At 40.6% G+C, this 25,008-nt stretch carries 22 protein-coding genes; 18 read left to right on the forward strand and 4 right to left on the reverse strand.

The window, feature by feature from the left end:
* Positions 1 to 225: 225 nt before the first annotated feature.
* A complete protein-coding gene (locus QQJ93_RS07830; RefSeq protein ID WP_089122956.1) occupies positions 226 to 2,412 on the reverse strand; it encodes a TonB-dependent hemoglobin/transferrin/lactoferrin family receptor in 2,187 nt (728 codons plus the stop codon).
* A gap of 239 nt (positions 2,413 to 2,651) precedes the next feature.
* On the opposite strand from QQJ93_RS07830, the gene QQJ93_RS07835 reads away from it, so the two are divergent.
* A complete protein-coding gene (locus QQJ93_RS07835; RefSeq protein ID WP_089122957.1) occupies positions 2,652 to 3,557 on the forward strand; it encodes a LysR family transcriptional regulator in 906 nt (301 codons plus the stop codon).
* Between the two features lie 32 nt (positions 3,558 to 3,589).
* On the opposite strand, the gene QQJ93_RS07840 is transcribed toward QQJ93_RS07835, so the two are convergent.
* On the reverse strand, positions 3,590 to 6,271 hold the full coding sequence (locus tag QQJ93_RS07840; protein WP_089122958.1) for a bifunctional acetate--CoA ligase family protein/GNAT family N-acetyltransferase: 2,682 nt from the start codon (positions 6,269 to 6,271) through the stop codon (positions 3,590 to 3,592).
* A 271-nt stretch (positions 6,272 to 6,542) separates the two neighbouring features.
* Between QQJ93_RS07840 and QQJ93_RS07845 the strand changes: the two genes are divergently transcribed.
* Both QQJ93_RS07845 and QQJ93_RS07850 read left to right on the forward strand, forming a co-directional pair.
* On the forward strand, positions 6,543 to 7,172 hold the full coding sequence (locus QQJ93_RS07845; RefSeq protein WP_089122959.1) for an SPOR domain-containing protein: 630 nt from the start codon (positions 6,543 to 6,545) through the stop codon (positions 7,170 to 7,172).
* Between the two features lie 267 nt (positions 7,173 to 7,439).
* Positions 7,440 to 8,441, forward strand: a complete 1,002-nt coding sequence (locus QQJ93_RS07850) for a D-alanine--D-alanine ligase (protein WP_089123587.1) — start codon at positions 7,440 to 7,442, stop codon at positions 8,439 to 8,441.
* Positions 8,442 to 8,475: 34 nt separating this feature from the next.
* Here the strand turns inward: QQJ93_RS07850 and QQJ93_RS07855 are convergent, their stop codons facing one another.
* Positions 8,476 to 9,444 carry a tyrosine-type recombinase/integrase gene (locus QQJ93_RS07855; RefSeq protein ID WP_089122960.1) on the reverse strand — a complete coding sequence of 323 codons (969 nt, stop codon included), beginning with the start codon at positions 9,442 to 9,444 and terminating at the stop codon, positions 8,476 to 8,478.
* Positions 9,445 to 9,669: 225 nt separating this feature from the next.
* Between QQJ93_RS07855 and yciH the strand changes: the two genes are divergently transcribed.
* The 7 genes from yciH to phnE (QQJ93_RS07890) all read left to right on the forward strand — a co-directional run bounded on the left by yciH (position 9,670) and on the right by phnE (QQJ93_RS07890) (position 15,855).
* Positions 9,670 to 9,981 (forward strand): stress response translation initiation inhibitor YciH, encoded by a 312-nt coding sequence (gene yciH, locus QQJ93_RS07860; protein ID WP_089122961.1) that lies wholly within the window; start codon positions 9,670 to 9,672, stop codon positions 9,979 to 9,981.
* Positions 9,982 to 10,016: 35 nt separating this feature from the next.
* Positions 10,017 to 11,435: an MATE family efflux transporter gene (locus QQJ93_RS07865; protein WP_089122962.1), complete on the forward strand. Its 1,419-nt coding sequence runs from the start codon at positions 10,017 to 10,019 to the stop codon at positions 11,433 to 11,435.
* Between the two features lie 45 nt (positions 11,436 to 11,480).
* Positions 11,481 to 11,891, forward strand: a complete 411-nt coding sequence (locus tag QQJ93_RS07870) for a cystatin domain-containing protein (RefSeq protein ID WP_089122963.1) — start codon at positions 11,481 to 11,483, stop codon at positions 11,889 to 11,891.
* 267 nt (positions 11,892 to 12,158) lie between these two features.
* Complete coding sequence (phnC, locus tag QQJ93_RS07875; protein ID WP_089122964.1) at positions 12,159 to 13,034, forward strand: phosphonate ABC transporter ATP-binding protein; 876 nt, start codon at positions 12,159 to 12,161, stop codon at positions 13,032 to 13,034.
* A gap of 54 nt (positions 13,035 to 13,088) precedes the next feature.
* Positions 13,089 to 14,009, forward strand: coding sequence for a phosphonate ABC transporter substrate-binding protein (phnD, locus tag QQJ93_RS07880; RefSeq protein WP_089122965.1), 921 nt, complete (start codon positions 13,089 to 13,091; stop codon positions 14,007 to 14,009).
* 77 nt (positions 14,010 to 14,086) lie between these two features.
* On the forward strand, positions 14,087 to 14,962 hold the full coding sequence (phnE, locus tag QQJ93_RS07885; protein WP_089122966.1) for a phosphonate ABC transporter, permease protein PhnE: 876 nt from the start codon (positions 14,087 to 14,089) through the stop codon (positions 14,960 to 14,962).
* Positions 14,962 to 15,855 (forward strand): phosphonate ABC transporter, permease protein PhnE, encoded by an 894-nt coding sequence (gene phnE / locus QQJ93_RS07890; protein ID WP_284186065.1) that lies wholly within the window; start codon positions 14,962 to 14,964, stop codon positions 15,853 to 15,855. The genes phnE (QQJ93_RS07885) and phnE (QQJ93_RS07890) overlap by 1 nt, the downstream gene beginning before the upstream one ends.
* Positions 15,856 to 15,947: 92 nt before the next feature.
* On the opposite strand, the gene QQJ93_RS07895 is transcribed toward phnE (QQJ93_RS07890), so the two are convergent.
* Entirely contained in the window at positions 15,948 to 16,625 is a 678-nt protein-coding gene (locus QQJ93_RS07895) for a glutathione S-transferase (RefSeq protein ID WP_089122968.1), read from the reverse strand.
* A 179-nt stretch (positions 16,626 to 16,804) separates the two neighbouring features.
* Here QQJ93_RS07895 and QQJ93_RS07900 point away from each other — a divergent pair, with 179 nt between their 5' ends.
* From QQJ93_RS07900 to phnL, 8 genes are all read left to right on the forward strand, one after another.
* Positions 16,805 to 19,102 carry a peptidase U32 family protein gene (locus tag QQJ93_RS07900; RefSeq protein WP_089123588.1) on the forward strand — a complete coding sequence of 766 codons (2,298 nt, stop codon included), beginning with the start codon at positions 16,805 to 16,807 and terminating at the stop codon, positions 19,100 to 19,102.
* A gap of 420 nt (positions 19,103 to 19,522) precedes the next feature.
* Positions 19,523 to 20,218, forward strand: coding sequence for a phosphonate metabolism transcriptional regulator PhnF (gene phnF, locus QQJ93_RS07905; RefSeq protein ID WP_089122969.1), 696 nt, complete (start codon positions 19,523 to 19,525; stop codon positions 20,216 to 20,218).
* A complete protein-coding gene (gene phnG, locus QQJ93_RS07910; protein ID WP_089122970.1) occupies positions 20,219 to 20,686 on the forward strand; it encodes a phosphonate C-P lyase system protein PhnG in 468 nt (155 codons plus the stop codon).
* 87 nt (positions 20,687 to 20,773) lie between these two features.
* A complete protein-coding gene (phnH, locus tag QQJ93_RS07915) occupies positions 20,774 to 21,454 on the forward strand; it encodes a phosphonate C-P lyase system protein PhnH (RefSeq protein WP_089122971.1) in 681 nt (226 codons plus the stop codon).
* Positions 21,445 to 22,560 carry a carbon-phosphorus lyase complex subunit gene (locus QQJ93_RS07920; RefSeq protein WP_089122972.1) on the forward strand — a complete coding sequence of 372 codons (1,116 nt, stop codon included), beginning with the start codon at positions 21,445 to 21,447 and terminating at the stop codon, positions 22,558 to 22,560. The genes phnH and QQJ93_RS07920 overlap by 10 nt, the downstream gene beginning before the upstream one ends.
* Positions 22,553 to 23,419, forward strand: a complete 867-nt coding sequence (locus QQJ93_RS07925) for an alpha-D-ribose 1-methylphosphonate 5-phosphate C-P-lyase PhnJ (protein ID WP_089122973.1) — start codon at positions 22,553 to 22,555, stop codon at positions 23,417 to 23,419. Before QQJ93_RS07920 ends, QQJ93_RS07925 begins: the two co-directional genes overlap by 8 nt.
* Positions 23,413 to 24,252, forward strand: coding sequence for a phosphonate C-P lyase system protein PhnK (gene phnK / locus QQJ93_RS07930; protein WP_089122974.1), 840 nt, complete (start codon positions 23,413 to 23,415; stop codon positions 24,250 to 24,252). The genes QQJ93_RS07925 and phnK overlap by 7 nt, the downstream gene beginning before the upstream one ends.
* A 6-nt stretch (positions 24,253 to 24,258) precedes the next feature.
* Positions 24,259 to 25,005, forward strand: coding sequence for a phosphonate C-P lyase system protein PhnL (gene phnL, locus QQJ93_RS07935; RefSeq protein ID WP_284186066.1), 747 nt, complete (start codon positions 24,259 to 24,261; stop codon positions 25,003 to 25,005).
* The last annotated feature ends 3 nt before the right edge of the window (positions 25,006 to 25,008 follow it).

Genomic DNA, 25,008 nt, shown 5'->3' on the forward strand with positions numbered 1-25,008 from the left:
CCAGTTAAAGAAACAAAAAGACTCCTATAAAAATAGGAGTCTTTATTTTAGTTAGCTTTTAACTTATACCCAAAGTAATTGAAGTTACAGTGAGGCGACACCTGAATGAGGCCTCATGAGCATAGCTCGCCTATGACTTTCAAAGAGATAGGGGGCGAATGAACGCCGGCAATAAGCTACTGCTTCAAATACGACGGGTATAACTCAACAGATGTCACTAGGAACTTAAAATTGGTAATCTAAACTTACGCCCCAGTTACGACCTGGTTGAGTATAAAAATCAACATTCTTTGATCCCGGCGTATTACCACGTTCTAGATCAGAATAATGCCAATATTTCTTATCAAAAGCATTAAATAAACCTGCACGAAGGGTTAAGTCATTAATAGGGCGGTAATACGCTGTTAAATCCACTAATGTATAGCCCGGTGCATCTTTGTATTCATCACTCGACCAATCATCTTTACTCGCGGCCATCGTAACGTTAAGTAACCCACCAAATACTGAGTTAAGGCTATCATAACCTAGACCAACATTACCGGTTAGCGGCGCCACAGAATCAAGGTGTTCACCAGTGTCTTTATCTCGGCCTTCGGCATAAGCGACAGAAATCTTCGAGTAAAAACCTTGTGGTGCACCGAATGCGGTATCTAACATTGTTGTCGATGAAAATTCTGCACCGTAAATCTCAGCTTTATTAATATTTTCTTTACTATATCTATCTTTACCACTACTTGCGTCAGTGCCAAGGTTAGTATCACTAATAAAGTCAGAGTAATCATTATAAAAGCCGACTATTTCAAAACGTGTACTTTCACTACGACCACGGAAACCCGCTTCATAAGAAATGCTCTTTTCTGGTTTTAAGTCTGGATTAGGCTCAACAATCGCGCCTTGATTATAAAAATAGTAAAGATCATAAACAGTAGGGGCTTTAAAACCTTGGCTTATTTGAGCAAAGCCACTGAACCCATCACTAAAGTGATATACCGAACCTAATTTACCCGTCACAGCATCACTATCACTGTCTGGGTAATCGGTCGCAAATCCATCATCGCTTTCAGGTTCGGTTTTAAACGAATCATAACGAATACCGGCAGTTAGGATTAAGCGTTCTTGTAAAAAGAAAGCTTGGTCTTGGAAATAAATACCCCACTTGGTCAGGGTTGCATCTGGCATTCCCGTGCTACCTGGTCCAACGGTACCTAAATCATATTTATAGTCGGTATTATCCAATTCAAACTTATCGTGAATAAAAGAGGCGCCATAAGTAAATTGGTGATAATGACTATTAAATTCAACCAGTTTATCGAATTGAGAATCAAACTGAACACTTTTATCGGTAGCATCACGCTCACGCATTCGCTCACCACTACCCATCATTCCAGTGGTAGTGTCATAGTTCTTACTTAAAGAGTCACTTTGTTGATAATTAAGCGACCAATTTAAGCTATCTGCAATCGCTGCATCCATTAGCCATTCATGATTAAAACCAACTCGTAATCTCTCGGATTGATCTTCATTGTAATTATTGGCATACGTGATTACAGGACCCATACCTGGGAATGAAATAGAGTAACCATCGTATGACAATTCATCTTCATCGTAATTTCTCAGGTAGTACTCTAATGATACACCAATACGGTGAGCTTCATTCACTTGATAATAAGCTTTAGCAAGTAGGTTGCTAATATCTTTATCAGCAGGATCAGCTTGGCCGCGCCCAAAACCAGATACATCATCACCATCAGAATATGTTTCGGTTTCTTGACCATCAGCATAAGTCAACATAAGTAGCGTTTCTAAATCACCATATCGCATCGCCCATGTAAGGGTATTTTTAAATGTTTCATCAGCTGAAGTATATGAAGACTTAAGACCAAAACGATTTTCATCACCTTCTGTTACTAAAACATCTGAAGGATCTTTGGTTTTAAAGAGTACTGCACCGCCTAATGCATCAGAACCATAAAGGGTAGAGGAAGGACCTTTATTCACCTCTATGGCACTTAAAGTATCAACTTCTATATTGTTAGGGTAGGAGCGTTGTTCTGTTGCTCCTGGGTTATACGGAACAGGTTGTTCAACACCATCAACCATTACTTTAATACGTGAATCTTCCATTCCTCGAATGTTATATCCAGAAATACCAAATCGACCCGTCCCTTCAGCATCAACCCCTGGGGTATATTTTAATGCTTGCTGTGGATCGGTTGCCATTTGATTATCGATATCATTTGACGAAACCGTTTCAACTGAAGCAGATACATCTTTGATGTCTTGCTCAGTTCGAGTTGCCGAAACGACCACTTCTTGGAGAGAAGTTAATTCTTGTGCCGCATAAGCTGCTGGAGTTAAAGTGGAAGCAATCGTAATCGCAAGTAATGTTGGTTTTAATTTATGGGTGTACATATAGTTATTCCATTCCCTATGTTAGTTTTCGAATACATTCTAATAAATAAGAATGATAATAACTATCATTTGTATTGCTTATTTTAACCAAATTATTACATGAAGTGACATAAAGCTAACAAAAGCCATTGAAAAACAACAAATTATACTGAGTATAAAAAGTTCACTTATAAGTCATACAGTTACATTAATTGTGATTAACTTCACATTTAAGTGGGTTAAAAATAAGGAAAAATGATTTGAACAACAGTATTACATTGGAAGCACTACAGGTATTGGATGCCATCGCGAGGAGAGGAAGCTTCGCTGCTGCTGCAAACGAATTGAATCGTGCACCATCATCTTTAAGTTATCAGGTGCAAAAATTAGAGCAAGATCTGGATCTTGTCATTTTTGATCGCTCAGGCCATAAAGCCGTATTTACCGATGCAGGTCACTTACTGTTAGAAAGAGGGCGTTCCATTCTTTCTGCCGCCCATGAATTAGTTGAAGATGCCAACATACTGGCACATGGATGGGAATTAGAGATCTCTATTGCTTATGATTTATTACCCATTGAATTTTTCTTTCCATTAGTGAAGGACTTAGAAAACCATTCAAAAACACGGGTCAAAATACAAGAAGAAATTCTTGCCGGTTGTTGGGAAGCTTTAGCTTATGGGCGTGCAGATTTGCTCGTTTGTGCAAAAATGGAACACACACCAATTGATACTAAAATAGAGCCTTTAGGGACTATCAATATGTTATGGGTGGCAGAGCCCAATCATATCGTGCATAAGAGAACTTCAACCTTTGATCAGAACACTCGAAATAAATATAGAGCTATTGCAGTTGCCGACTCTGCTCGTAATTCACCAGTATTAAGTAAAAATTTAGCGGATGATCAACCTAGACTCACCGTCAGCAACTTTCCAGCCAAAGTAGAAGCATTATGTGCAGGTGTAGGCATTGGAACGTTACCTATGCACATAGCAACACCTTTGATCGAACAGGGTAAACTCAAAGTTATTGAAGGAAGCGAGACTCAATCAGTAGAAATGGTGATTGCATGGCGACGCAATAAAATGGGTAAAGCGAAGTCTTGGTGTATTCAGTACCTTAAAAAACACTGGAAAATCGCTAATCTTACAACCTCTCAAAGCTGATAGTGGATATAAGAATATACCCACAATCCCTTTTAAAGAATTAAAAGCATATCCACAATATTGTCTTCAAAGTGGGTTTCTGTTTTGAAGTTCAATTTTTTGGCTAATTGGACCATACCTTTATTGGATGGCATTGTTATTCCCGTTAAACGAACAGTGCCTTTGGTTTGGCTATAAGCAATCAGCTTTTCCATCAGTAATCTGCCAAGACCAATTCCTTTTAGGTCGGAACGAATCAAAATTGAGAACTCTGCATCATAATTGTGAGAATCAGCGATCACTCTAGCTACGCCTAGTAATATCTCTTGGTTTTCCTCATTGATTTGTGTGGCAACAAATGCCATTTCTCGGTCATAATCAATTTGCGTTAAATTGGCCAAGGCTTCGTGATTAAATTCACCAACATCTGAAAAAAAACGCTTATACAAATCTTCACGGGAAACTTGAGTAATAAATGAAGCCATTTTTTCTTCATCTTCAGGCAATACAGGCCGCACTAAACAACGCTGACCGTTTTTAAGTTGCGTCATTTCTTCATGCTCAACCGGGTAAGGCTTAATGGCTAAACGTTGCCTTTTATTGCCATTGGCGGCTTGTAACTCTAAGCGAGCATCAATAACCGTAAATTCATTTCCTGCAGCTAATAATGGGTGCAAATCTAAACTGAGAATTTCAGAATTATCGATAACCATTTGTGATAAGCGAACCAATAGCTCACATAAAGCGATAGTATCGACCGGATTTGGTAACTGCTCTAATCGTAATTTACCTACGCGCATAGCTCGTATCACCAAATAACGCGCTAGCGCCATATTTAAAGGCAGTAGAGCAACCGAAGCATCTTCAGTCACATCCCATTCTGTACCACCTTGGCCAAGCATGATTACGGGACCAAAAATAGGGTCGGTTTCGATGCGGATTCTTAACTCTTGTGAGCCAGCTCGACTCGCCATACTTTGCACCGAAACACCATGAATTAAGGCAGAAGGATAAAGGAGTGATGTTCTATCCATAATGGCTTGAGTGGCACTGGCAACTTCATTGGCATTGCGTAAATTCAACATCACGCCTTGGACTTCTGACTTATGCACAATATCAGGTGAACGCAATTTCACCGCCACCGGATAACCAATTTTTTCACTGATATGTACCGCTTCACTGGCATCTGAAGCTAACCACGTCGGAAGCACCGAAATGTTATAACTTTTTAGTAAGCCATCAATTTGGTGAGAATCAAACAAACTAGTGGATTCTTGAAGGTGAGACTGAATCCAACTTTGCGCTTGTAATAATTGCTCTGGATTACGTAATTCGACAGAAGAAGGGGTTTCCATTAACTGCTTCTGGTTGCGTCGATATTCAACCAAATGCATATAAGCACCTACCGCACCTTCGGGTGTTCGATAAGTAGGAATGCCAGCCTGAGTAAACAACGAACGAGCTTCTTTTGCCGTGGTTTCACCAGACCAATTGGTCAAGATATTAAAACACCGGCTCTTTTTATGATTTTTTACCTTTTCAATCAAGGTATTGGCAGTTTGTGTCGGGTGAGAAATTGCCGAAGGACTGTGCATCACTAATATGGCATCAATTGCATCACTATCGAGCAAGATATCCATTGCCTTTGCATAACGCTGACTATCCGCATCACCAACAAGATCAATCGGATTACTGTGGGACCAGCTTGGTGGTAGGATTTGATTTAATTGTTCAATGGTTTCTTCCGTTAGCGTGGCAAGCTTGCCCCCACGGTGGATCAACTCATCGACCGCCATAATACCGGGGCCGCCACCATTGGTCATAATCGCTAAACGTTCACCACGTAATGGCACCGAATGAGTCAAGGTCTCTAAAGCGGCAAACAGTTCATGAGTATTATTTACTCGTAACATACCAGAGCGCTTAATTGCAGAATCATAAATAATATCGATACTTTGCTTACCACGAGTATGCAACGAAGCAGCTTGTTGGCCTTCAACACTTCGTCCTGATTTCAAAACCAAGATTCGACGATTACGTGATGCGCTACGAGCTGCCGACATAAAGGCTCTCGCATCTTTAATCGAGTCAACATACAACAAAATAGCGGAGGTTTTGCTATCCACAGATAAGCTATCTAGTAACTCGGGAAAATCAATATCAACCGCATTACCAAGTGAAACAAAAGCGGAGAAACCAATTTGTTTATCGGTCGCCCAATCTAGGATAGTGGTACACACTGCCGCTGATTGGGAAATAAAGGCGATACTACCTTGTGAGGCTGTCACAGGGGAGAGGGAGGCATTTAGCTTAACCCAAGGGAGTATTAACCCCAAGCTATTGGAGCCTAACACCCGCATACCCGATTGACGTGCTATGGCTAAGCATTCTTCATCGATACTTTGCTCTGAATCTTGTTCCGATTGATACATATCCGATGAAATCACAATCACCGCACCAGCACCTTTGGCCGCTAGCTCTGTGAAAATGGCTTTATTATATTTCGCTTTAGTACAAATAATGGAGAGGTCGGGAATAAGTGGCAGTTGATCAATGCTAGAATAAGCAAGCACTCCACTCACAGATTGATATTTAGGGGTAACCGGCATGATCGTGCCTTGAAAACCACCACTGAGTAAGTTTTGCATAACGATAGAGCCAGCTCGAAAAGGGCGTTGTGAAGCTCCAATAACGGCAACAGACTTTGGCTTTAATAGTTTATCTAACGTTAACATTTTTCCACCTACACCCTTTACAAAGACATAGCCATATCATAATCAATATTAATATCGAAACGCTTTCCCAAACCTATCAATGTGATCTATCGCTATAATTAACCTCAGTTTGGTTAACAGAGCGACTCAAACCTGAGATTAATTAACTATCATTTTATCTTTGCAGTCTAAGAAATTTACAAACATATTACTTTCAAACTCTTAATCACCTTGATATTCAGACATGTCAGAGGCATGATGTTGAGAGTTTTTATAACACTTTGGTCTTACTATGAAAAAAATAGCTATTATCTCTCTATCCGTTCTATTTTTAGCAGCTTGTTCATCGGCAAATTACGATGACGAAGTGTCTACAGAAACGTATCAAGAAACTTATCAAACCGATGAAGTACCTCAACCAATCACTGAATCTAACACGCCTTTAGAGCAAGATTTATCGGTTGATTCAACCCAAGCCGCAGAGCCAAGCATGATTGAACCTGCAGCGCCTGAAGCAAAAACAGAATCTGGCAAAAAAGTGGTTAAATTGAGTCCTCCAGCGGAAGAAGAAACCAAAGCGGAATCTTCTGAATCTACCGTTAAAGTATTTTATCCAGAACAAAATGACGTTACTCAACCAGCTGCAGGTAACTACCTTGTTCAAGTAGCGGCACTGCAAAGTGAGAAATTCTTAACGAATACCGCGAAAGGCTTGCCAGAAAATCAGCCAAAATGGCAAAACATAAAAACAGTCAATGGTAAACAATGGCACAGCTTACTATTTGGTAACTTTAAAACTGCAGAAGAAGCGAAAGATGCCATTATGCGTCTACCTGCAAGCTACCAAAACATGGGACCATTTGTGAAAAGTGTAAAATCGATTACTAATTCACAATATCCAACGCTGAAAAAGCTACCATAGTAGGTTCAAACTCTGAAACTATACCCAAAGTAACTGGAGTTGCAGTGAGGCGACAAGTGAATGAGGCCCCATGAGTTTAGCTTGCCTAAATGATTGGGGGAATGAACGCCGTCAACAAAGCTGCAGCTTCAAGTATAAAAAACAAACAAAGGGGTGCTGATGCGCTCCTTTTTTATGATGATTTAGTACTTTAACGCGATTTTGTACTGCTCTTGGAACGATAAAGCATTATGATTGGTGTATAGCGTTAACATAAACAGCGTCGAAATTAAGATGAAAAATATTTTACTTTTATGTGGTGGTGGCTCTTCTGAACATGAAGTGTCACTAGTTTCAGCCCAATACCTTGAGCAACAACTTAATCTCACTCCAGATTTCAACGTTATTAAAGTTGAAATAAAAGCAAACGCTTGGTTTGTTTCTTCTGGGCAAAAAGTGGAGCTAGATATTGCTCATTCCTGCTTAAAAGGCGAAGACTTCCCTTCATGCGCGATTGATTTTGTTGTGCCCTGTATTCATGGCTTCCCTGGAGAAACGGGGGATATTCAATCTTTGCTTGAAATGGCCAACATCCCATACTTAGGCTGCGGCCCAGAAGCGAGCTCTAATAGCTTTAACAAGATCACTTCAAAGTTATGGTATGACGCTTTAGGCATTCCAAATACTCCATATCGTTTTTTAACCGAAAACAATGAACAGTCGATTCAAATTGCTGAGCAAGCATTTGATTTGTGGGGGAAAGTTTTCGTTAAAGCCGCAAGGCAAGGCTCATCAGTAGGTTGCTACAGCGTAACTGAAAAAGCTAAGCTAGCTCAAGCAGTTCGTGAAGCATTTACATATTCAGATCAAGTGCTTATCGAAAAGTCGGTGAAACCAAGAGAGTTAGAAGTTGCAGCTTATCAACTTGACGGCGAACTTGTGATCACTAAACCGGGTGAAGTCATTGCACCCGATGGCGTGTTTTATACTTACGATGAAAAATACAGCGCAGATAGCCATTCATCGACTGTACTAGAAGCTCAAGGATTGAGTGAAAGTGAACAACTGGCCATTCAAGACTATTCACGAAAAGTGTTTACACATATGAACTTGAAGAACCTGTCGCGTATTGATTTCTTTTTAACCGAAGAAGGCGATATCTATTTAAATGAAGTAAATACCTTCCCGGGTATGACGCCAATCTCAATGTTTCCTAAATTAATGGAACATAACGGCCATAAGTTTAGTGATTTCTTAGAAAGCTCGATTAAAAAACAGCTAAAAAAATAAGTTATTACAGCACCTAAATCATCTAAAAAGCTGGCTAATCCCAGCTTTTTATTTTTTTAAACAATAATTGCTCGGATTCTGACAGGGCGTGTTTTCCAATATATTGAGCTGGCATAACCGCACTAGTCCAACGACCCAACTGCTGAATTTGTCGTAAATTATAACCTTTCTTATATCGATCCTGACTGGCTCCGACTCGGCTTGATTGCCCTGAAAACGCTAAATGTTCAGGTAGATTAAGTCGATCGCTTGCTCGGCGGAATACACGATAAATCGACGAATCATTTAACGATTCATTCCCTAGATTACCATGCTTATCGATTCGACAAAATAAAGCACCTTGGTATTCATCGCCCAACACGGCTAACCACTTTTGAAGTAATAAGCTTGTTCTTGGCGTCAATTGATAAGCATTATCTCCAATCATCAATTGAGCACATTCATCATTTAATAAATCTATCTGATGCAATGTTAAATCTCTCAATTGCCCGCGCTTTAAAAAACATTCAAACATTAAGCTATATATCAATAAATCACGCAGATCTTTTATTGAATCGCTTTCAGCTAAGCATTTAAATAGCTTATTAAGATGGTTTTCGGTAAAAGGGGTTGCCTGAGCTGCATCGCCTTTTTTCATATTGCGTAAAGCCGATAAGGTAAAGTGAATTTGTCTGTGATTGGTTGGTTCTGGGAGTGAATGTAAGCGGTGAACTAAACCAATCGTCAAACTATAGCGACGTATAGAGGCATATTTTCTTTGTCTGCTTTCATGTTCTAAAAACAAACGAATGGCAGTAACGGAAGCGGGCAACGGATTGACATGATGAGAACGACAAAAATCAACAAAGCGATTCCAATCATTGACCATCGACAATAATGAGTTATGCGAATATAGACCGTGAGTTAGCTCGACAAAATCCTGATAACCAATCGGTTTTGAAAACAGTTTGATGCTTTCTTTTAATTGGGTAGGATCAGACATCAATGGAATGTTCTTTCTCATCATTCACCTTACTAAATGAGCAGTAGTGCATACTGAAAATAGCATCTTGTAGTGACTTCTTATACTATTATATCCAAAGTAATTGGAGTTGCAGTGAGGCGCCAAGTGAGTGAAGCCCCATGATCATAGCTTGTTTGATTAGGGTGAATGAGCACTGGCAACAAAGCTGTTCTTTCAAGTACGAAGAGTATATAAAAAACAAATAAACCGAAATAAAGAGGCCTTATGTCACTCGTATATTCAACCGAAGTTGGTCGTATTAAACCAGAAGAAGAAGTTAAACAGCGACCAAAAGGCGACGGTATTGTTCGCATTCAAAGAGAAACCAAAGGCCGTAAAGGCAAGGGCGTCTGTGTAGTGACTGGCCTTGATATGAATGATACTGAATTAAAACTGATGGCTGCCGAACTAAAAAAAGTGTGTGGCTGCGGTGGTAGTGTGAAAGATGGCACAATTGAAATTCAAGGCGATAATCGAGATAAAATTAAAGCTCACCTAGAGAAAAAAGGGCATACGGTTAAACTTGCGGGCGGCTAGTCGCTCATTTTACTCCCCATCAAGAAACCCATTTTATGAATCGTCACAATATGTTTGAAGGCTCTATCAATAGGGCCTTACTTTCCTTAGCTATTCCGATTGTTCTTGCTCAGATACTTCAATCTGCTTATCAACTTACCGATGCTTTTTGGGTGGGTCGCTTAGGCGCGGTGCAAGTTGCGGCTGTATCAATAAGTAACCCTGTCACTTTCTTGGTAATTGCTCTCGGCGCAGGTCTAGCAATGGCTGGCGCAACACTGTCTGCTCAATATATGGGAGCCGGCAATAAAAAAATGGTTAACCATGTCGCAGCCCAAACCATGCTAATGGTCGTTGTCATTGCCATCGTTTTAGGGCTCACAGGTTATACTTTATCATCACATTTTTTAAGGTTGCTTGGTGTTGAGGATGAAGTGTATCACGATGCACTTGACTATATGCATGTCTCATTTATAGGAGTGATATTTGTCTTCACGTATGCCATGTTTCAATCGATCATGCGTGGTATTGGGCAAGTAAAAATCCCATTGATTATTGTATTTGGTACGGTGATTCTAAACTTCGGACTTGATCCTCTTTTTATTTTTGGCTTAGGAAGCTTTGAAGGGCTCGGAGTCAAAGGAGCTGCATTAGCAACCTTAGTCACTCAAGCTATCGCGGCAATAATTGGGTTAGGTATTTTCTTTCGTGGCAAACATGGTATCCACTTAACCCTAACAAGCTTCAAGCCTGATTTTTCATACATTAAAAGAGCATTCTTTTTAGGCGCTCCGGGCTCAGTTGAGCTTTCAGCAAGAGCCCTAGGGTTAATGATCATGTCTTTTTTAGTAGCGAGTTTTGGTACTGTCACCATTGCCTCTTACGGTGTAGGTTCGACCATTCTACAAATTGTCACTATTCCAGCCATGGGATTATCAATGGCAGTTTCTACGCTTGTTGGGCAGAATATCGGCGCTAAAAATATTGAAAGAGCATCAAAAATCACAATTTTAGGCACGATTTGGGGCTGGGTAGCGTTAACAATACTTGGTGTTTTTGCTTACATTTTGGCGCCACTGTGTGTTGCCTTCTTTATTCCGGATGATCCGCAAGTCATAGAGCATGGTGCCCAATTTGTTAGAACCATGTGCTTAACCTGGGGCTTTATTGGTGTGCAGTTGTGTGTTGTTTCAGCATTTAGAGCGTCAGGAAATATGCTCAATACCATGCTGATTTCTTTATTTTCTCAATGGGTCGTTCAGTTTCCATTGGCTTATATATTGTCAAAACATACTCAGCTTGAAGCGTCTGGGATTTGGTGGTCATTTGCTATCACAAATATTATTGTCGCGTTGTTCTCTATTGCTTGGTTTGCAAGAGGGAGTTGGAAAAACAAAAATCTAACCGAAGATGACAAAAAAATTGCTAAAATTACTGGTGAAGCCTATATAGAAATCGATGAACATCGTACATAATGTCTAACAATATACTCAAGTAACTATAAAATTTAAGGTTTTACTATGTATAAGAAATTACTTGCTGTGTCTGCAGCCGCTATCGTTTTATCTGCATGTAGCTCATCAGAACCAGAACAAGAAGCAAACCCAGAGTTGAAGGTTCAATGTGAAACGGCTCAACGCCTCGTTGGTGGCTGGCAAAAAGCTGAAATAACACCAGAAGCAAAGCAATCTGCATTATTGGCTATCGCAAGCATGGATGGAAACCACACTCTTAAAGAAGTAATTTCTGTTGAGCAGCAAGTTGTGGCAGGTATGAACTATAAAGTCGCATTTACCGTAGATGACGGTACGGCTTATGTCGCTAAAGTATTCCGCAGCTTAAAAGGCGAGTACAAAATGGTAAGCGTACAACCAAAACAACTGGTTGATGGATGCATTGCACAACAAGCACAAAATGCTCAAGAGAAGTAAACCAAACTTCAATTAGCTCTCTTAAAAACCTAACATGCGTTAGGTTTTTTTGTTTTAGGGCTAAATATCACAAAAAATTAATTTATATGTGAAAAAGAGATATCTATTCATCCAAGCTCCTATTTCCCCCGTCTACCAATCACTTGTCGACCTAATTTTCTTATCTCAGAATATTAATATTTCAATTCCGTCACTTATTTGTATTTAAAGTGTCACAGTGTTTCTTCTTAATTCATATCAGTTTTGAGAATTAAGAAGAACGAGATTATGTACCAATCAAACGATAACCATACATTAAATTACTTTATTCCCCCTGAAACGATATTTGATCAAGACATCAGTCTCGGAGATCAAATAACAAACCGTCTTAAAACCCAAAAAAAATTATTAGCCGTGAACCAACTGACTAAAGCTTACAAGGGTGGGAAGAATGTATTAGACAACATCAGCTTTGATTTATATGAAGGAGAGTTTGTCGCCATCATTGGCCGCTCTGGAGCAGGAAAATCAACCATGCTTCACACATTAAATGGCACGATTGAAGCTAGCTCTGGTGAAATTATAGATATCAGTGGGCAAGGGGAAAATGTCGTCACCATGCCTCGAAAACAACTTAGGCAATGGCGCAGTCAATGTAGCATGATTTTCCAAAACTTCTGCCTAGTGCCTAGGTTAGATGTCATCACCAATGTATTACTTGGCCGCTTAAGTTATACCCCAACGTGGAAATCCATGTTTAAAATCTTTGATGATAAAGATAGAGCCAAAGCTATTGAACTACTCAAGTGGTTAAAGATCTTACCTCATGCTCTTCAACGAGCAGAAAACCTTTCTGGTGGCCAGCAGCAACGCGTCGCTATTTGCCGAGCGTTAATGCAACAACCCAAAATCTTGTTAGCGGATGAGCCCGTCGCCTCTTTAGATCCTAAGAATACGACTCGAATTATGGATGCTTTACAGAATGTTAGTGAAGAAGGAATCGCGGTGATGGTCAACCTTCACTCCATCGAATTGGTGAAGCAATACTGCACTCGTGTTATTGGCTTAGAGAAAGGCAAAGTTGTCTATGACGGTTCACCAGATGGATTAACCGATGACATCTTACATACGCTTTATGGCGATGAAGTCGAGCAAATTAGCTAATAACATAAATAACTAATAATCATTAACTTATATTCAATTGGAAAGGAACACACAATGAAGAAATTACTGACTCTTACTATGATCGCTGCTGGTCTATGTAGTGTTACTGCACAGGCAAATACAGAGATTAACCTAGGTGTACTAGGGGGTGAGAACTCAACAGCACAAATAGGAAATAATCAATGCGCCAAAGCGTTTATTGAAGAAAGAACCGGAGCAACCGTCAATATTCGTAACGCATCAGATTATAGTGCTGTAATTCAGGGTTTATTGGGTGATCAGGTCGACCTTGTATTAAATATGTCTCCAAAAGCTTATGCATCAGTTTATTTAAAAGATAAAAGCAAAGTTGAGCTAGTAGGTATTACTACAGATGACACTGATAATTCAAAAGGTTATCACTCTGTTGTATTAGTGAAAGCCGATAGTCCTTACCAAAAATTAGAAGATTTAAAAGGTAAAGTGTTCTCGTTTGCTGACCCAGATTCAACGTCCGGATTCTTAATTCCAAATAACCAGTTTGAGCAAACTTTGGGTGGAAACATGGATAATCAGTTTAATGGCTTCTTTAATAAAGTCGGTTTTTCTGGTGGTCATGAGCAGGATATTTTAGGCGTATTAAATGGTCAGTTTGATGCAGCGGTAACTTGGTCTTCTATGGTTGGAAACCGTGACGATGGTTATTCAGCCGGTGCTTTACGTAAAGTGAAAGAAAATGGGTTTGATGACCTAATGTCACAACTACGTATTATTTGGAAGTCTCCACTGATTCCAAATGGCCCGACAATTGTTCGTGGCAATATGGATAAAGAATTAAAAGAGAAGCTTGTTATGGCGGTTAAGCAATTGGATAAAGAGCAGCACGATTGCTTCATGAAAGCGACCGGTGGAAAGCTTCATTTAGAAGATACATCTGTCAGTGAATATCAATCTGTCATTGATCTCGTTCAAGCACAAAAGAAAACGACTCGCTAATCAACGCGCCAGTGGTCAAGACTTACAGACCATTGGCGTTCTTTTTTAGGTCAATTGATTGAAACGGAAGTTGTATTTTGGATAAACAATTTGAACAGTATTACCACCAAATTAGATCAAAGCAAAAACGTGATGCTTTGATGTGGTCAGGGATATTGATGCTTTTATATCTAAGTTCTGGCTATGTTGCTGAGTTTAGTTTAAGCAAGATTCTCACTAGTGCTCCAAACTTTTTTGACTATTTAGCCGATACTATTCCAAGTTTGAAATGGGAGGTGCTTTTTGCTGGGCGTGATGTTAATGGTCATGCAATAGAAGGATCTTTAGTCTACTGGGGGTATCGATTACCAATTCAATTGCCACTATTGTGGGAAACCTTTTGTGTAGCAATGGCGGCTACGGTTGTTTCAGCGATTATTGCGACTATCTTGGCTTTTTTCGCTGCCAACAATACCTATGCACCAGCTAGTGTGCGCTGGGCTGTAAGAGGCTTTGTTGCATTTTTACGAACCATGCCAGAACTCGCTTGGGCGGTGATGTTTGTCATGGCCTATGGTGTTGGTGCATTGCCGGGATTTATTGCTTTAGCACTGCATACCATAGGTAGTTTGACTAAGTTGTTTTATGAATCAATTGAAACCGCATCAATGGAACCAGTAAGAGGGTTGCGAGCTTGTGGTGCTAACCGCTGGGAAAACGTTCGCTTTGGTCTATGGCCACAAGTAAAACCTATTTTTATGTCTTACAGCTTTTTAAGGTTAGAAATCAACTTTAGATCTTCAACCATTCTAGGGTTAGTGGGAGCAGGTGGTATCGGTCAAGAATTAATGACCAATATAAAATTAGACCGTTACGATCAAGTCAGTATTACATTGATACTCATTATTATCGTGGTATCCGCTTTGGATTCATTATCTGGGCACCTACGCAATAAAGTTTTAAAGGAATCATGATGACATTAATTTATCGCATGTCTAATGCCGATTTAGACACATTGAAAATGGAACATGGCGCAATCTTCTCTCAACAAAAAAGCTATCTTTCTAAATTATCAATCATCACCCTTGGGATCGTTTTATTTTATGCTTTCTTTTTTGTTGAATTTGGCGTTAGTCAGGAAATGTTCTTCAATGGTAGTAGGCAATTATTACATTACTTTTCGAATATGTTTATTTGGAAAGAGGTGGCTGAGTGGCCATTTGCTTATTATTACAACCAAATTTTGATCACATTAGCGATAGTGTTTGGAGGGACCATCACCGCGTCTTTAGTTGCGCTTCCACTTTCCTTTTTTGCCTCTCGCAATATTATGATTGGCCCATTTGCTATTATTGCTTATGCCATGCGTAAGTTATTTGATGTTTTACGAGGCATTGATATGGCAATTTGGGGGATGATTTTTGTTCGGGCAATTGGGATGGGACCACTCGCAGGGGTTATGGCGATATTTATTCAAGACTTAGGGTTACTTGGTAAATTATTTGCAGAAGGGCACGAAGCGGCTGATAACAAACCTTCCCGCGGTCTAACGGCACTAGGGGCTGCGAGCTTACAAAAACATCGCTTCGGAATTTTCACTCAATCCTTTCCTACCTTCTTAGCTCTAAGTTTATATCAAATAGAATCCAATACTCGCTCTGCGGCAGTTCTTGGTTTTGTTGGAGCAGGTGGTATTGGTTTAGTCTATGCCGAAAATATGCGCTTATGGAATTGGGATGTAGTGACTTTCATTACTTTAAATTTGGTCGTCATCGTAATGACCATGGATATGATCTCATCCAAACTACGACAGAAGTATATTATCGGGGAAGATATTCCATTATTTGAACGAAGAAATCACGAATAACCTTAACCTTTAAGTTACTTAACCTCCGCTTTGGATAAGAGTGTTTGCATGGCTACTTATAAATTGGAGAGAGGTCTATTTTGCTTTCCAATTTAACCGGCTTTAGATTCCATCAGAATATCACTACGATTGTTTAGCCATAATTCATGCTTTGTCATGACCTTACTAAACATTTTGCTCTGTAAATACTGATTTAACCATTCTCGTAACTTTGGATAGGGCGACTGTAGATACCATTGTCTTTCTACTCTGGCAAATTGCCGAATAAAGGGCAACAACGCTAAATCGGCAAGGCTTTCTTGGTTGGCCATTAAAAAAGAATGTTGAGTTAAACGGCTCTCTAATTCACAGAGATATTGCTCACACGCTTGCCGGCATTCAACTAAGTTAGGTTCGTGATAACGCTTTGCCGCACGATAGGCTTCCAAGCAAGGTTTAAACTCGGTATCAAACTGGTGAATAAGGCTGCGCATTGAACCTAACATCTCAGGCTCTTTGCTCAACAATAAATCATCTGGATCATTTTCACTTAACGCCCATAGCATCACTTCCGCACTTTCTTCAATGACTGTCCCACGACTTGTGACAACAACAGGAACAGTACCTTTCGGTGAGACCGCTAACATTTCTAGCGGCTTATCGCGTAATACAATATCACGTAGTAATACAGGTATCTGTGAGCGATATATTGCCATTCTTGCTCGCATGGCATATGGACAGTTTCTAAGAGAATAGAGGATAGGTAACGGTCCACTTAAGTTTGTATTCATAATGTTTTCCTCTACGCTTATGGTTCAAATTAATTATTTATCTGTAAAAGTACCTAGGCCCTGTTGAACTTTGATGGTTAAATTTTATTCGAGATAATAGATTAATTACCTTCAATGATACTCATCAACTACAGATCAAGGTATCATGCCGCCTTTAAAGTTATACGAGACTCCGAGTGATGAATCCAAAGATTGAATTATTAGCCCCAGGTGGTGATATAGATGCCATTAAAGCCGCCATTATTGCAGGTGCTGACGCCGTTTACTGTGGCCTAGATACCTTTAATGCTCGTAACCGTGCGTCTAATATATCCTTTGATCAACTCGTAGGTGCGATTCGACTGGCTCATCAGTATGATTGTAAAATATTCCTCACTCTAAATATTGTCATATTAGAAAGCGAGTTTAAAACCGTTATTAAGTTGCTTAACCGTCTCGTCAATACCACTCTAGATGGCGTTATTGTACAAGATTTAGGTTTATTGTACGTATTACGTGAATACTTCCCAACGCTCGATATCCATGCATCTACTCAGCTGACTACTCACAATGTAGGTCAAATACCGTTTCTAAAAAAACTTGGGGTCAGCCGTGTCAATTTATCACGTGAAATGAACCTACGTGAAATCACAGCGCTTACCAAAGTATCTAATGAGCATGATGTACTCGTTGAAGTATTTGTACATGGTTCATTATGTGTCGCATTCTCTGGTTTATGCTATTCAACATCTGCTACAGCAGGGAACTCAGGTAATCGCGGCCGTTGTAGCCAGGCCTGCCGTGAAGAGTATGAAACAACTGAGTCTGGTAATAATTTCCCACTGAATATCAAAGACAATTCCGCTTTCTTTGATCTACCTGCGTTAATTGATGCAGGCGTTCATTCATTGAAAGTAGAAGGGCGTATTAAAGGTGCTAGCTATGTTCATACCGTTATCGACAGCTTCCGTAAACAAATCGATGGCTACATAGAAACGGGTGAACTCACTCAAGATGGTGAGCGCTTATACAAAGTATTTAACCGAGATTTTACCAATGCCTTCCTACGCGGTGATTTAAACCAATCGATGTTTATCGATAACCCTCGTGATAACTCAAAAAATCATGCTATCGATAAATTTAAAGCCGACAAAAATGAAATTATTTCAGTCGTGCAGATCTTTGATGCTAAAAAGCAATTGCATGAAGAAAAACAGCAAATTAATGCCACGGTCGATGAAAAAATCGCGCAAGTTAGTATCGATAAAATAAAACTTAAACTGCATTTCATTAGCCAAAAAGAACAACCTTTAACGCTAACCGTCACAACAGAGCAAAATGCGAGTGCTCTTCCTAATAGCTCTGTGTCAACAAATACAGCAGTCTTCACTTCAAACAGTCTAATGACTGAAAGCGAGAAATTGAGTGTTGATAAAGAAGCTATTGAAAAACGCTTCAAAAATATAAATAACGCTAACTATGAACTCGTTGAGTTCGATGTAGAGCAAGTAGCCGATGGATTAAGCATTCCATATCGTGAAATTACCACGCTTAAAAATGAGTTACTCACTTACTTAAATGATGGTATTAAACCAGTAGCAGAAGTGACTCTACCTAAGCTTGAACGCCATGCGAAACCGGCTGGTCAAAAACCAGAACTATCTATACTCATTTGTGATGAAGAAGATGCCACACTGGTGGATGAGACCGATGCCGACATCTACTTTAAACTACCGGATGCCTACAAGCGCGGTTGCACAAAGTTCGTGACATTCTTCCAAGAGAATCCACGATTAATTCCGTGGTTCCCACCAGTATTAATCGGTAAAGACTTCGATGTTGCTCTGAATATTTTGCAAGAAGTGAAGCCAGAATGGATCGTGACCAATAATACGGGTATTGCTTATCACGCAGAACAATTAGGGATTAAATGGATTGCAGGACCAATGCTTAACACCACTAACTCTTATGTGTTGCAATCGCTACAACAAAACTTTAACTGTAGTGGTGCATTTATTTCTAATGAGATAAGCAAACAGCAGATCCGCCACATTGTTAGACCAAAGAACTTTAAAATGATGTACAGCATCTATCATCCGATTTTGTTGATGGCGAGTCGTCAGTGCTTCTTCCAGCAAAGTGTCGGTTGTGAAAAACCGCGTATCGACAATGGTTGTATGTTGTCATGTGATAAGAAAACCAGCATTAAAAACTTAAAAGGTGTTTCGTTTTCTATTGATAAGCAAAAGGGCGGATACCCGAGTATCTACAACCAAGATCAATTCTTGAACACCGACATTATCGATGATCTAAGTGACTTGTTTGATGGCTTTATGATTGATTTAACCGAGATCGGTGCTGGTGGCAAACAATTACCAGGAAAAGTTGAATTAATTAAGCAATTTGAAGCGGTATTAAGCGGAGAAGAACAAGCGAGTAAAGTGCTATTCGATATGGTGCCAGAGTCTACTAATCAGCAGTATTACAATGGATTGTAAACCGTAGACCACCGTTTAATTCAACCATAAAGATTGAAAGCCAGTTACCAAATAGGTGCTGGCTTTTTTATACCCAAATCACTTCAAGGTGCGAATTATCTAGAATATCTTACGCTAACCTAACTAGCGTGAAGCGAAATTCCGCACCTTCTTCACCTAAGCTCATGTGCGTAACCAATAATCTCCATGAACCTTATATGACACACAGGTCTAGACAACCCCTTAACTATTATTGAGTTGTTACTCTTTAAAGCTAGAAAATCAATTAATTACACTGCTCTACAAGTTACCTACCGCAACTTTTAAGACACAAAATAGCCATCTAACTGTCACATTCAGCCATCAGTATGAGTTTCAGCAACAAGTAAGAAGCGCATCTTTCTTACTTGTCTAGATAAGTGATTAGGGAGCTGAAATAACATGTCGGTGTATTTAGATATTGCTCATACGTTAGAAAAAGAGATCACTAACCAATATTCTGGCGGAGATTATCTTCCCTCGGAAAAAATGTTGGCAGAGCGCTTTGAGGTGAATCGACACACGGTTCGCCGAGCGGTTGATGAATTAATAATGCTTGGAAAAGTGCGTCGTCAACAAGGAAAAGGCTGTTTAGTACTGACTCAACCAGTAAGTTACCCATTACATGCCAATGCCGCTTTTACCAGTAATTTAATTGATCAAGGATCCCATCCTCGTAGTGAAGTGCTTAAAGCACAATTGATCAATGCCAATTCGGATTTAGCACAGCAACTCAATGTTGAACTCGATAGTCGCATTATTCACATTCGAACATTACGTAAAGTTGATGGCAAACCAATGGCAATGATTGAGCAATACCTTGCCAACTTAAACTGGTGGCCAGTATTGCAAAACTTCAAATCAGGCTCTTTACACCAATTTTTACGTGAACATTTGGGGGTGAACCTAACCCGCAATAAGACACGAATCAGTGCTAATCCACCCAATAATCAAACTTGTCGACTATTACAAATTACTCCTTCGTTGCCGTTACTCACGGTGAAAACCCTTAATGTGATCAGCGGAACAGACACTATAGCGGAATACTCCTGCTCAAGTACTCGTTCTGATCTGATGGAACTTGTTGTGGACCATTAAATGAAAACTGATGAATTAACCGCCCAAAACCAAAGCCAACGTCAGCAATGGATGTCTGCACTGGCGACAGCAGATTTCGAACAATTAACTGCGCTATGGCAAGCTCAATCTTTTACGCCTAGTTATCAATTTATCCGATCTCCAGAAATCGGTTTAGCTCAAGTCCAAGCTCGTATGGGCGGAACCGGAAATCGCTTTAATGTTGCCGATGTCACTGTGACTCGTTGCGTAATCAAGCTAGAAAATGGCGATCTTGGTTATAGCTATATATCTGGTCGAAATAAACCTCATGCAGAGCTTGCTGCAGTGATTGATGGCTTGATGCAATCAGAAACTTACCAGCCAGAATTAATGATGAGCGTTATTCAACCATTACAAACTACTCGGGCGAAAAAGCATCAACTACGTCAGCAGCAAGTAGCGAGCAGCAAGGTGGATTTCTTTACTCTAGTGAGAGGTGAAGACTAGTTAGAAGTGAAGACTAGGCTCGTGACGATTAACTTCAAGCTGAAAATCAAATAACGGAATACACAAATTTATTAATTAGGAGTCCACATGAGCGTAATAGCCGCTGGTTTTGGCGACACCATACACGACAGTCAATATTGTTTTAGACAGTTACTCACCGCAATGTCACAACCTGGCACTTTGGTTGAACTTAATTTAGCACAAGGATTTGGCAGTATGATGCCTGCTTCTACGCAAATTTTACTCGCGTTGGCCGATAACAGCACGCCGGTATGGTTATCCAATGCATTTGCCAATGATATAGCCATCAGAGAAAACCTAAATTTTCACCTCGGTTGTGCAATTTTATCAAGTCAAAAGGATGCGGAATCGTTATCGGGTATTCAGCAGAAGCCAAATTTTGCTGTGATTAGTCAGCACGATATAGCTAACTTTGATTGGTCACAAACCTCATTTTATGTCGGATGTGAAGAATACCCAGACCGCAGCACTACCGTGATCGTAGAGGTCGTCGGGTTATCGACTGTACCTTGCTCGTTATCTGAATCTGATACTGAGTCTCCAGTCGTTTTACGTCTTTCAGGGCCTGGAATCGAACGTGAGGCTAGGGTAGTCGTGCAATCTTTATCCTCGACAGCCATCAGCGTCATGTTGTCGCAGCGAAAAACGCACAAATTCCCACTAGGGCTTGATTTTATCTTGGTGAGTGGCGAGCAAGTGGTGGCACTGCCTCGCTCAACGACTGTAGAGGTGATGCCATGTATGTAGCGGTGAAAGGGGGCGAAAAAGCGATTAAAGCTGCCCATCAATTACAAGCGCAAAAACGCCGTGGTGATACCTCGATTAATGAATTATCAGTGGCGCAAATTCGTGAACAATTATCTGGTTCGGTCGATCGAGTGATCAATGAAGGCGGCATTTACGATAAAGATCTTGCCGCACTCGCCATTAAACAAGCCGCTGGAGATTTAATCGAAGCGATATTTCTATTACGCGCCTACCGAACAACGCTATCACGTGTGATTGTCTGTCAGCCGATAGATACCACCCAAATGCGTATCGAACGTCGAATTTCCGCCGCTTATAAAGACATTCCCGGCGGGCAAGTACTTGGACCAACTTACGATTACACCCATAGATTACTTGACTTCTCACTACTGGCCGAAGGGGTAGATCCGCAAGCACAACAAGATAGTGGTAACGATTCACAGCAAGCGAAATCGGAAACAGAGGAGAGCCCACAAGTACTATCCATGCTAGAGCATGCTGACTTGATGGTCACAGAAGTCGATAACCAGCAACAACCTGAAGATATCACGATGCAGCCGGTCAATTATCCAAGTGATCGTTCGGCACGTTTGCAAAACCTAGTACGGGGCGATGAAGGTTTTCTATTATCGCTCAGTTATTCGACTCAACGTGGCTATGGCCGCAACCATCCCTTTGCTGGTGAAATCCGTAGTGGTGAGGTCACGCTGTCAGTTTGCCCAGAAGAGCTCGGTTTTAGTATTGAAATTGGTGATATTGAATTAACCGAGTGTCAAATGATTAATGGCTTTGTTGGTAATAAACAAGACAAGGCGAAATTAACCCGAGGTTACGGCTTAACAATGGGGTTCACCGAGCGTAAAGCCATGTCAGTAGCTCTAATGGATCGAGCCTTACAAGCACCAGAATACGGTGAAGCAGTTGATGGACCAGCCCAAGATGAAGAATTTGTATTAGCACATGCTGATAATGTAGAAGCATCTGGTTTTGTATCGCACTTAAAACTGCCGCACTACGTCGACTTTCAATCGGAATTGGCACTATTACGTGAAATGCATAAAGAATTTGAATCTAAGTACCAGCAAGGGGACAAAAACAATGTCTAGTCAAATCAGTTCGCCAGTCTCAAACTCCGGTTATAACTATGGCTACTTAGATGAGCAAACTAAGCGAATGATCCGTCGTGCATTGCTAAAAGCGGTCGCTATTCCTGGTTACCAAGTACCTTTTGCTGGTCGAGAAATGCCGATGCCCTATGGTTGGGGAACCGGTGGAGTACAAATCACTGCTACTATCATTGGTCAAACCGATATTTTAAAAGTCATTGATCAAGGCGCTGATGATACGACCAATGCGGTGTCGATACGCTCATTCTTTGAAAATATTGCCGATGCCAACACCACAGAGAAAACGGTTGAAGCAAGCATCATTCAAACTCGTCACCGTATCCCTGAAACACCACTACAAACCGGACAGATCTTAGTCTATCAAGTGCCGATTCCTGAGCCGCTGCGTTTTATTGAACCAAGGGAAACCGAGACTCGAAAAATGCATGCATTACAAGAATATGGCGTGATGCAGGTGAAGCTGTATGAAGATATTGCTCGGTTTGGTCATATTGCGACTTCCTATGCTTATCCGGTGAAAGTCAATGACCGTTACATTATGGACCCTTCACCGATTCCTAAATTTGATAACCCAAAAATGGACAACATGCCTGCGCTGCAATTATTTGGCGCTGGCCGTGAAAAGCGCATTTATGCCGTTCCTCCTTTTACCAAAGTGCAGAGCTTAGATTTTGATGATCATCCATTTGAGATTCAGCAGTGGGATGAGCCATGCAGTATTTGCGGCGCTACCGATACCTTCTTAGATGAAATCATTATTAATGACCAAGGGGAAAGTACCTTTGTTTGTTCTGATACCGATTACTGCCGTCAAAATGGAGAGCAAGCGCGATGTTAACTTCAACTCAGCCACAAGATTTATCAAAAAGCAGCGCACCAAGTTCTGAAAGCGCGTTATTACAAGTGCATAAACTCAGTAAATTATACGCACCTGGCAAAGGGTTTAGTGATGTGTCTTTCGAGCTTTATCCCGGAGAAGTTCTGGGCATTGTTGGCGAGTCAGGCTCAGGAAAAAGTACTTTATTACAATCACTATCAGGTCGTTTAACACCAGATAATGGTGAGGTGCTGTACCTACAACCCGGTAGTGAAGACAGTGTAGAACAACTCGAAAACTTATATCAAATGGCAGAAAGTCAACGTCGTCATCTACTGCGTACCGAATGGGGGGTAGTACATCAACATCCAATGGACGGTTTACGTGCACGTGTTTCGGCCGGTGGCAATATTGGTGAGCGATTAATGGCAGTCGGTGAGCGTCATTATGGAGACATTCGAGACAAAGCAATGCAATGGTTGCAGGATGTTGAAATTCCAGCGGATCGTATTGATGGTATGCCAACCACTTTTTCTGGTGGTATGCAGCAACGATTACAAATTGCTCGCAACTTAGTCACTCATCCGAAATTGATTTTTATGGATGAACCGACTGGTGGGCTAGATGTTTCTGTTCAAGCAAAGTTATTAGATCTATTACGTCGCTTGGTAAATGAACTGGATCTGGCGGTAGTAATTGTCACTCACGATTTAGCCGTAGCTCGTTTGTTGGCACACCGCTTAATGGTGATGAAACAAAGTAAAGTGGTAGAAAGCGGCTTAACCGACCAAGTGCTAGATGACCCACAGCATCCATATACCCAATTATTAGTATCTTCAGTATTACAGGGGTAACGACACATGAAAGATCAAAATACAATCATGCTCAAGGTCAATAACGTCAGCAAAACCTTTGTGTTGCATAACCAGAGTGGGATTCGTTTACCAGTATTAAATCACGCGAATCTTAATGTAGTGCAGGGGGAGTGTGTTGTGTTACACGGTCACTCAGGTTCAGGTAAATCGACATTACTCCGCGTTTTGTATGCTAATTATCTGGTCGATAGTGGTTCGATTGAAGTTCGTCATAACGAAAAATGGATCGATATAGTTCAAGCTTCCCCACGCCAAATACTTAATATTCGTCGCCATACCATTGGTTGGGTCAGTCAGTTTTTACGAGTTATTCCGCGCATTAGTGCACTTGAAGTCGTCATGCAACCCATGATTGAAATGGGGGGTGATCGTATTGAAGCTGAGCAAAAAGCCAAAACTTTATTACATCGTTTGAATGTTGGTGAACATTTATGGCATTTAGCACCCGCTACATTTTCAGGCGGAGAACAACAACGAGTAAATATTGCACGTGGCTTTATTTGGGATTATCCAATTTTATTGCTCGATGAGCCGACCGCTTCACTAGATGCAAAAAATAGTGCAGTAGTAGTGGAGTTGATTCAAGAGGCCAAGCAACGCGGCGCGGCGGTTGTAGGAATCTTCCATGATGAAATAAACCGTAATCAAGTCGCAGATCGCTTATATCACATGAACACTCAAACTATCTCTCATACTCGTCAAGTCAGTGCGACAACAACTACGCCAGTTTAAGGA

The sequence above is a fragment of the Vibrio algivorus genome (assembly GCF_030161215.1).
In the GTDB taxonomy this organism is placed as follows: domain Bacteria; phylum Pseudomonadota; class Gammaproteobacteria; order Enterobacterales; family Vibrionaceae; genus Vibrio; species Vibrio algivorus.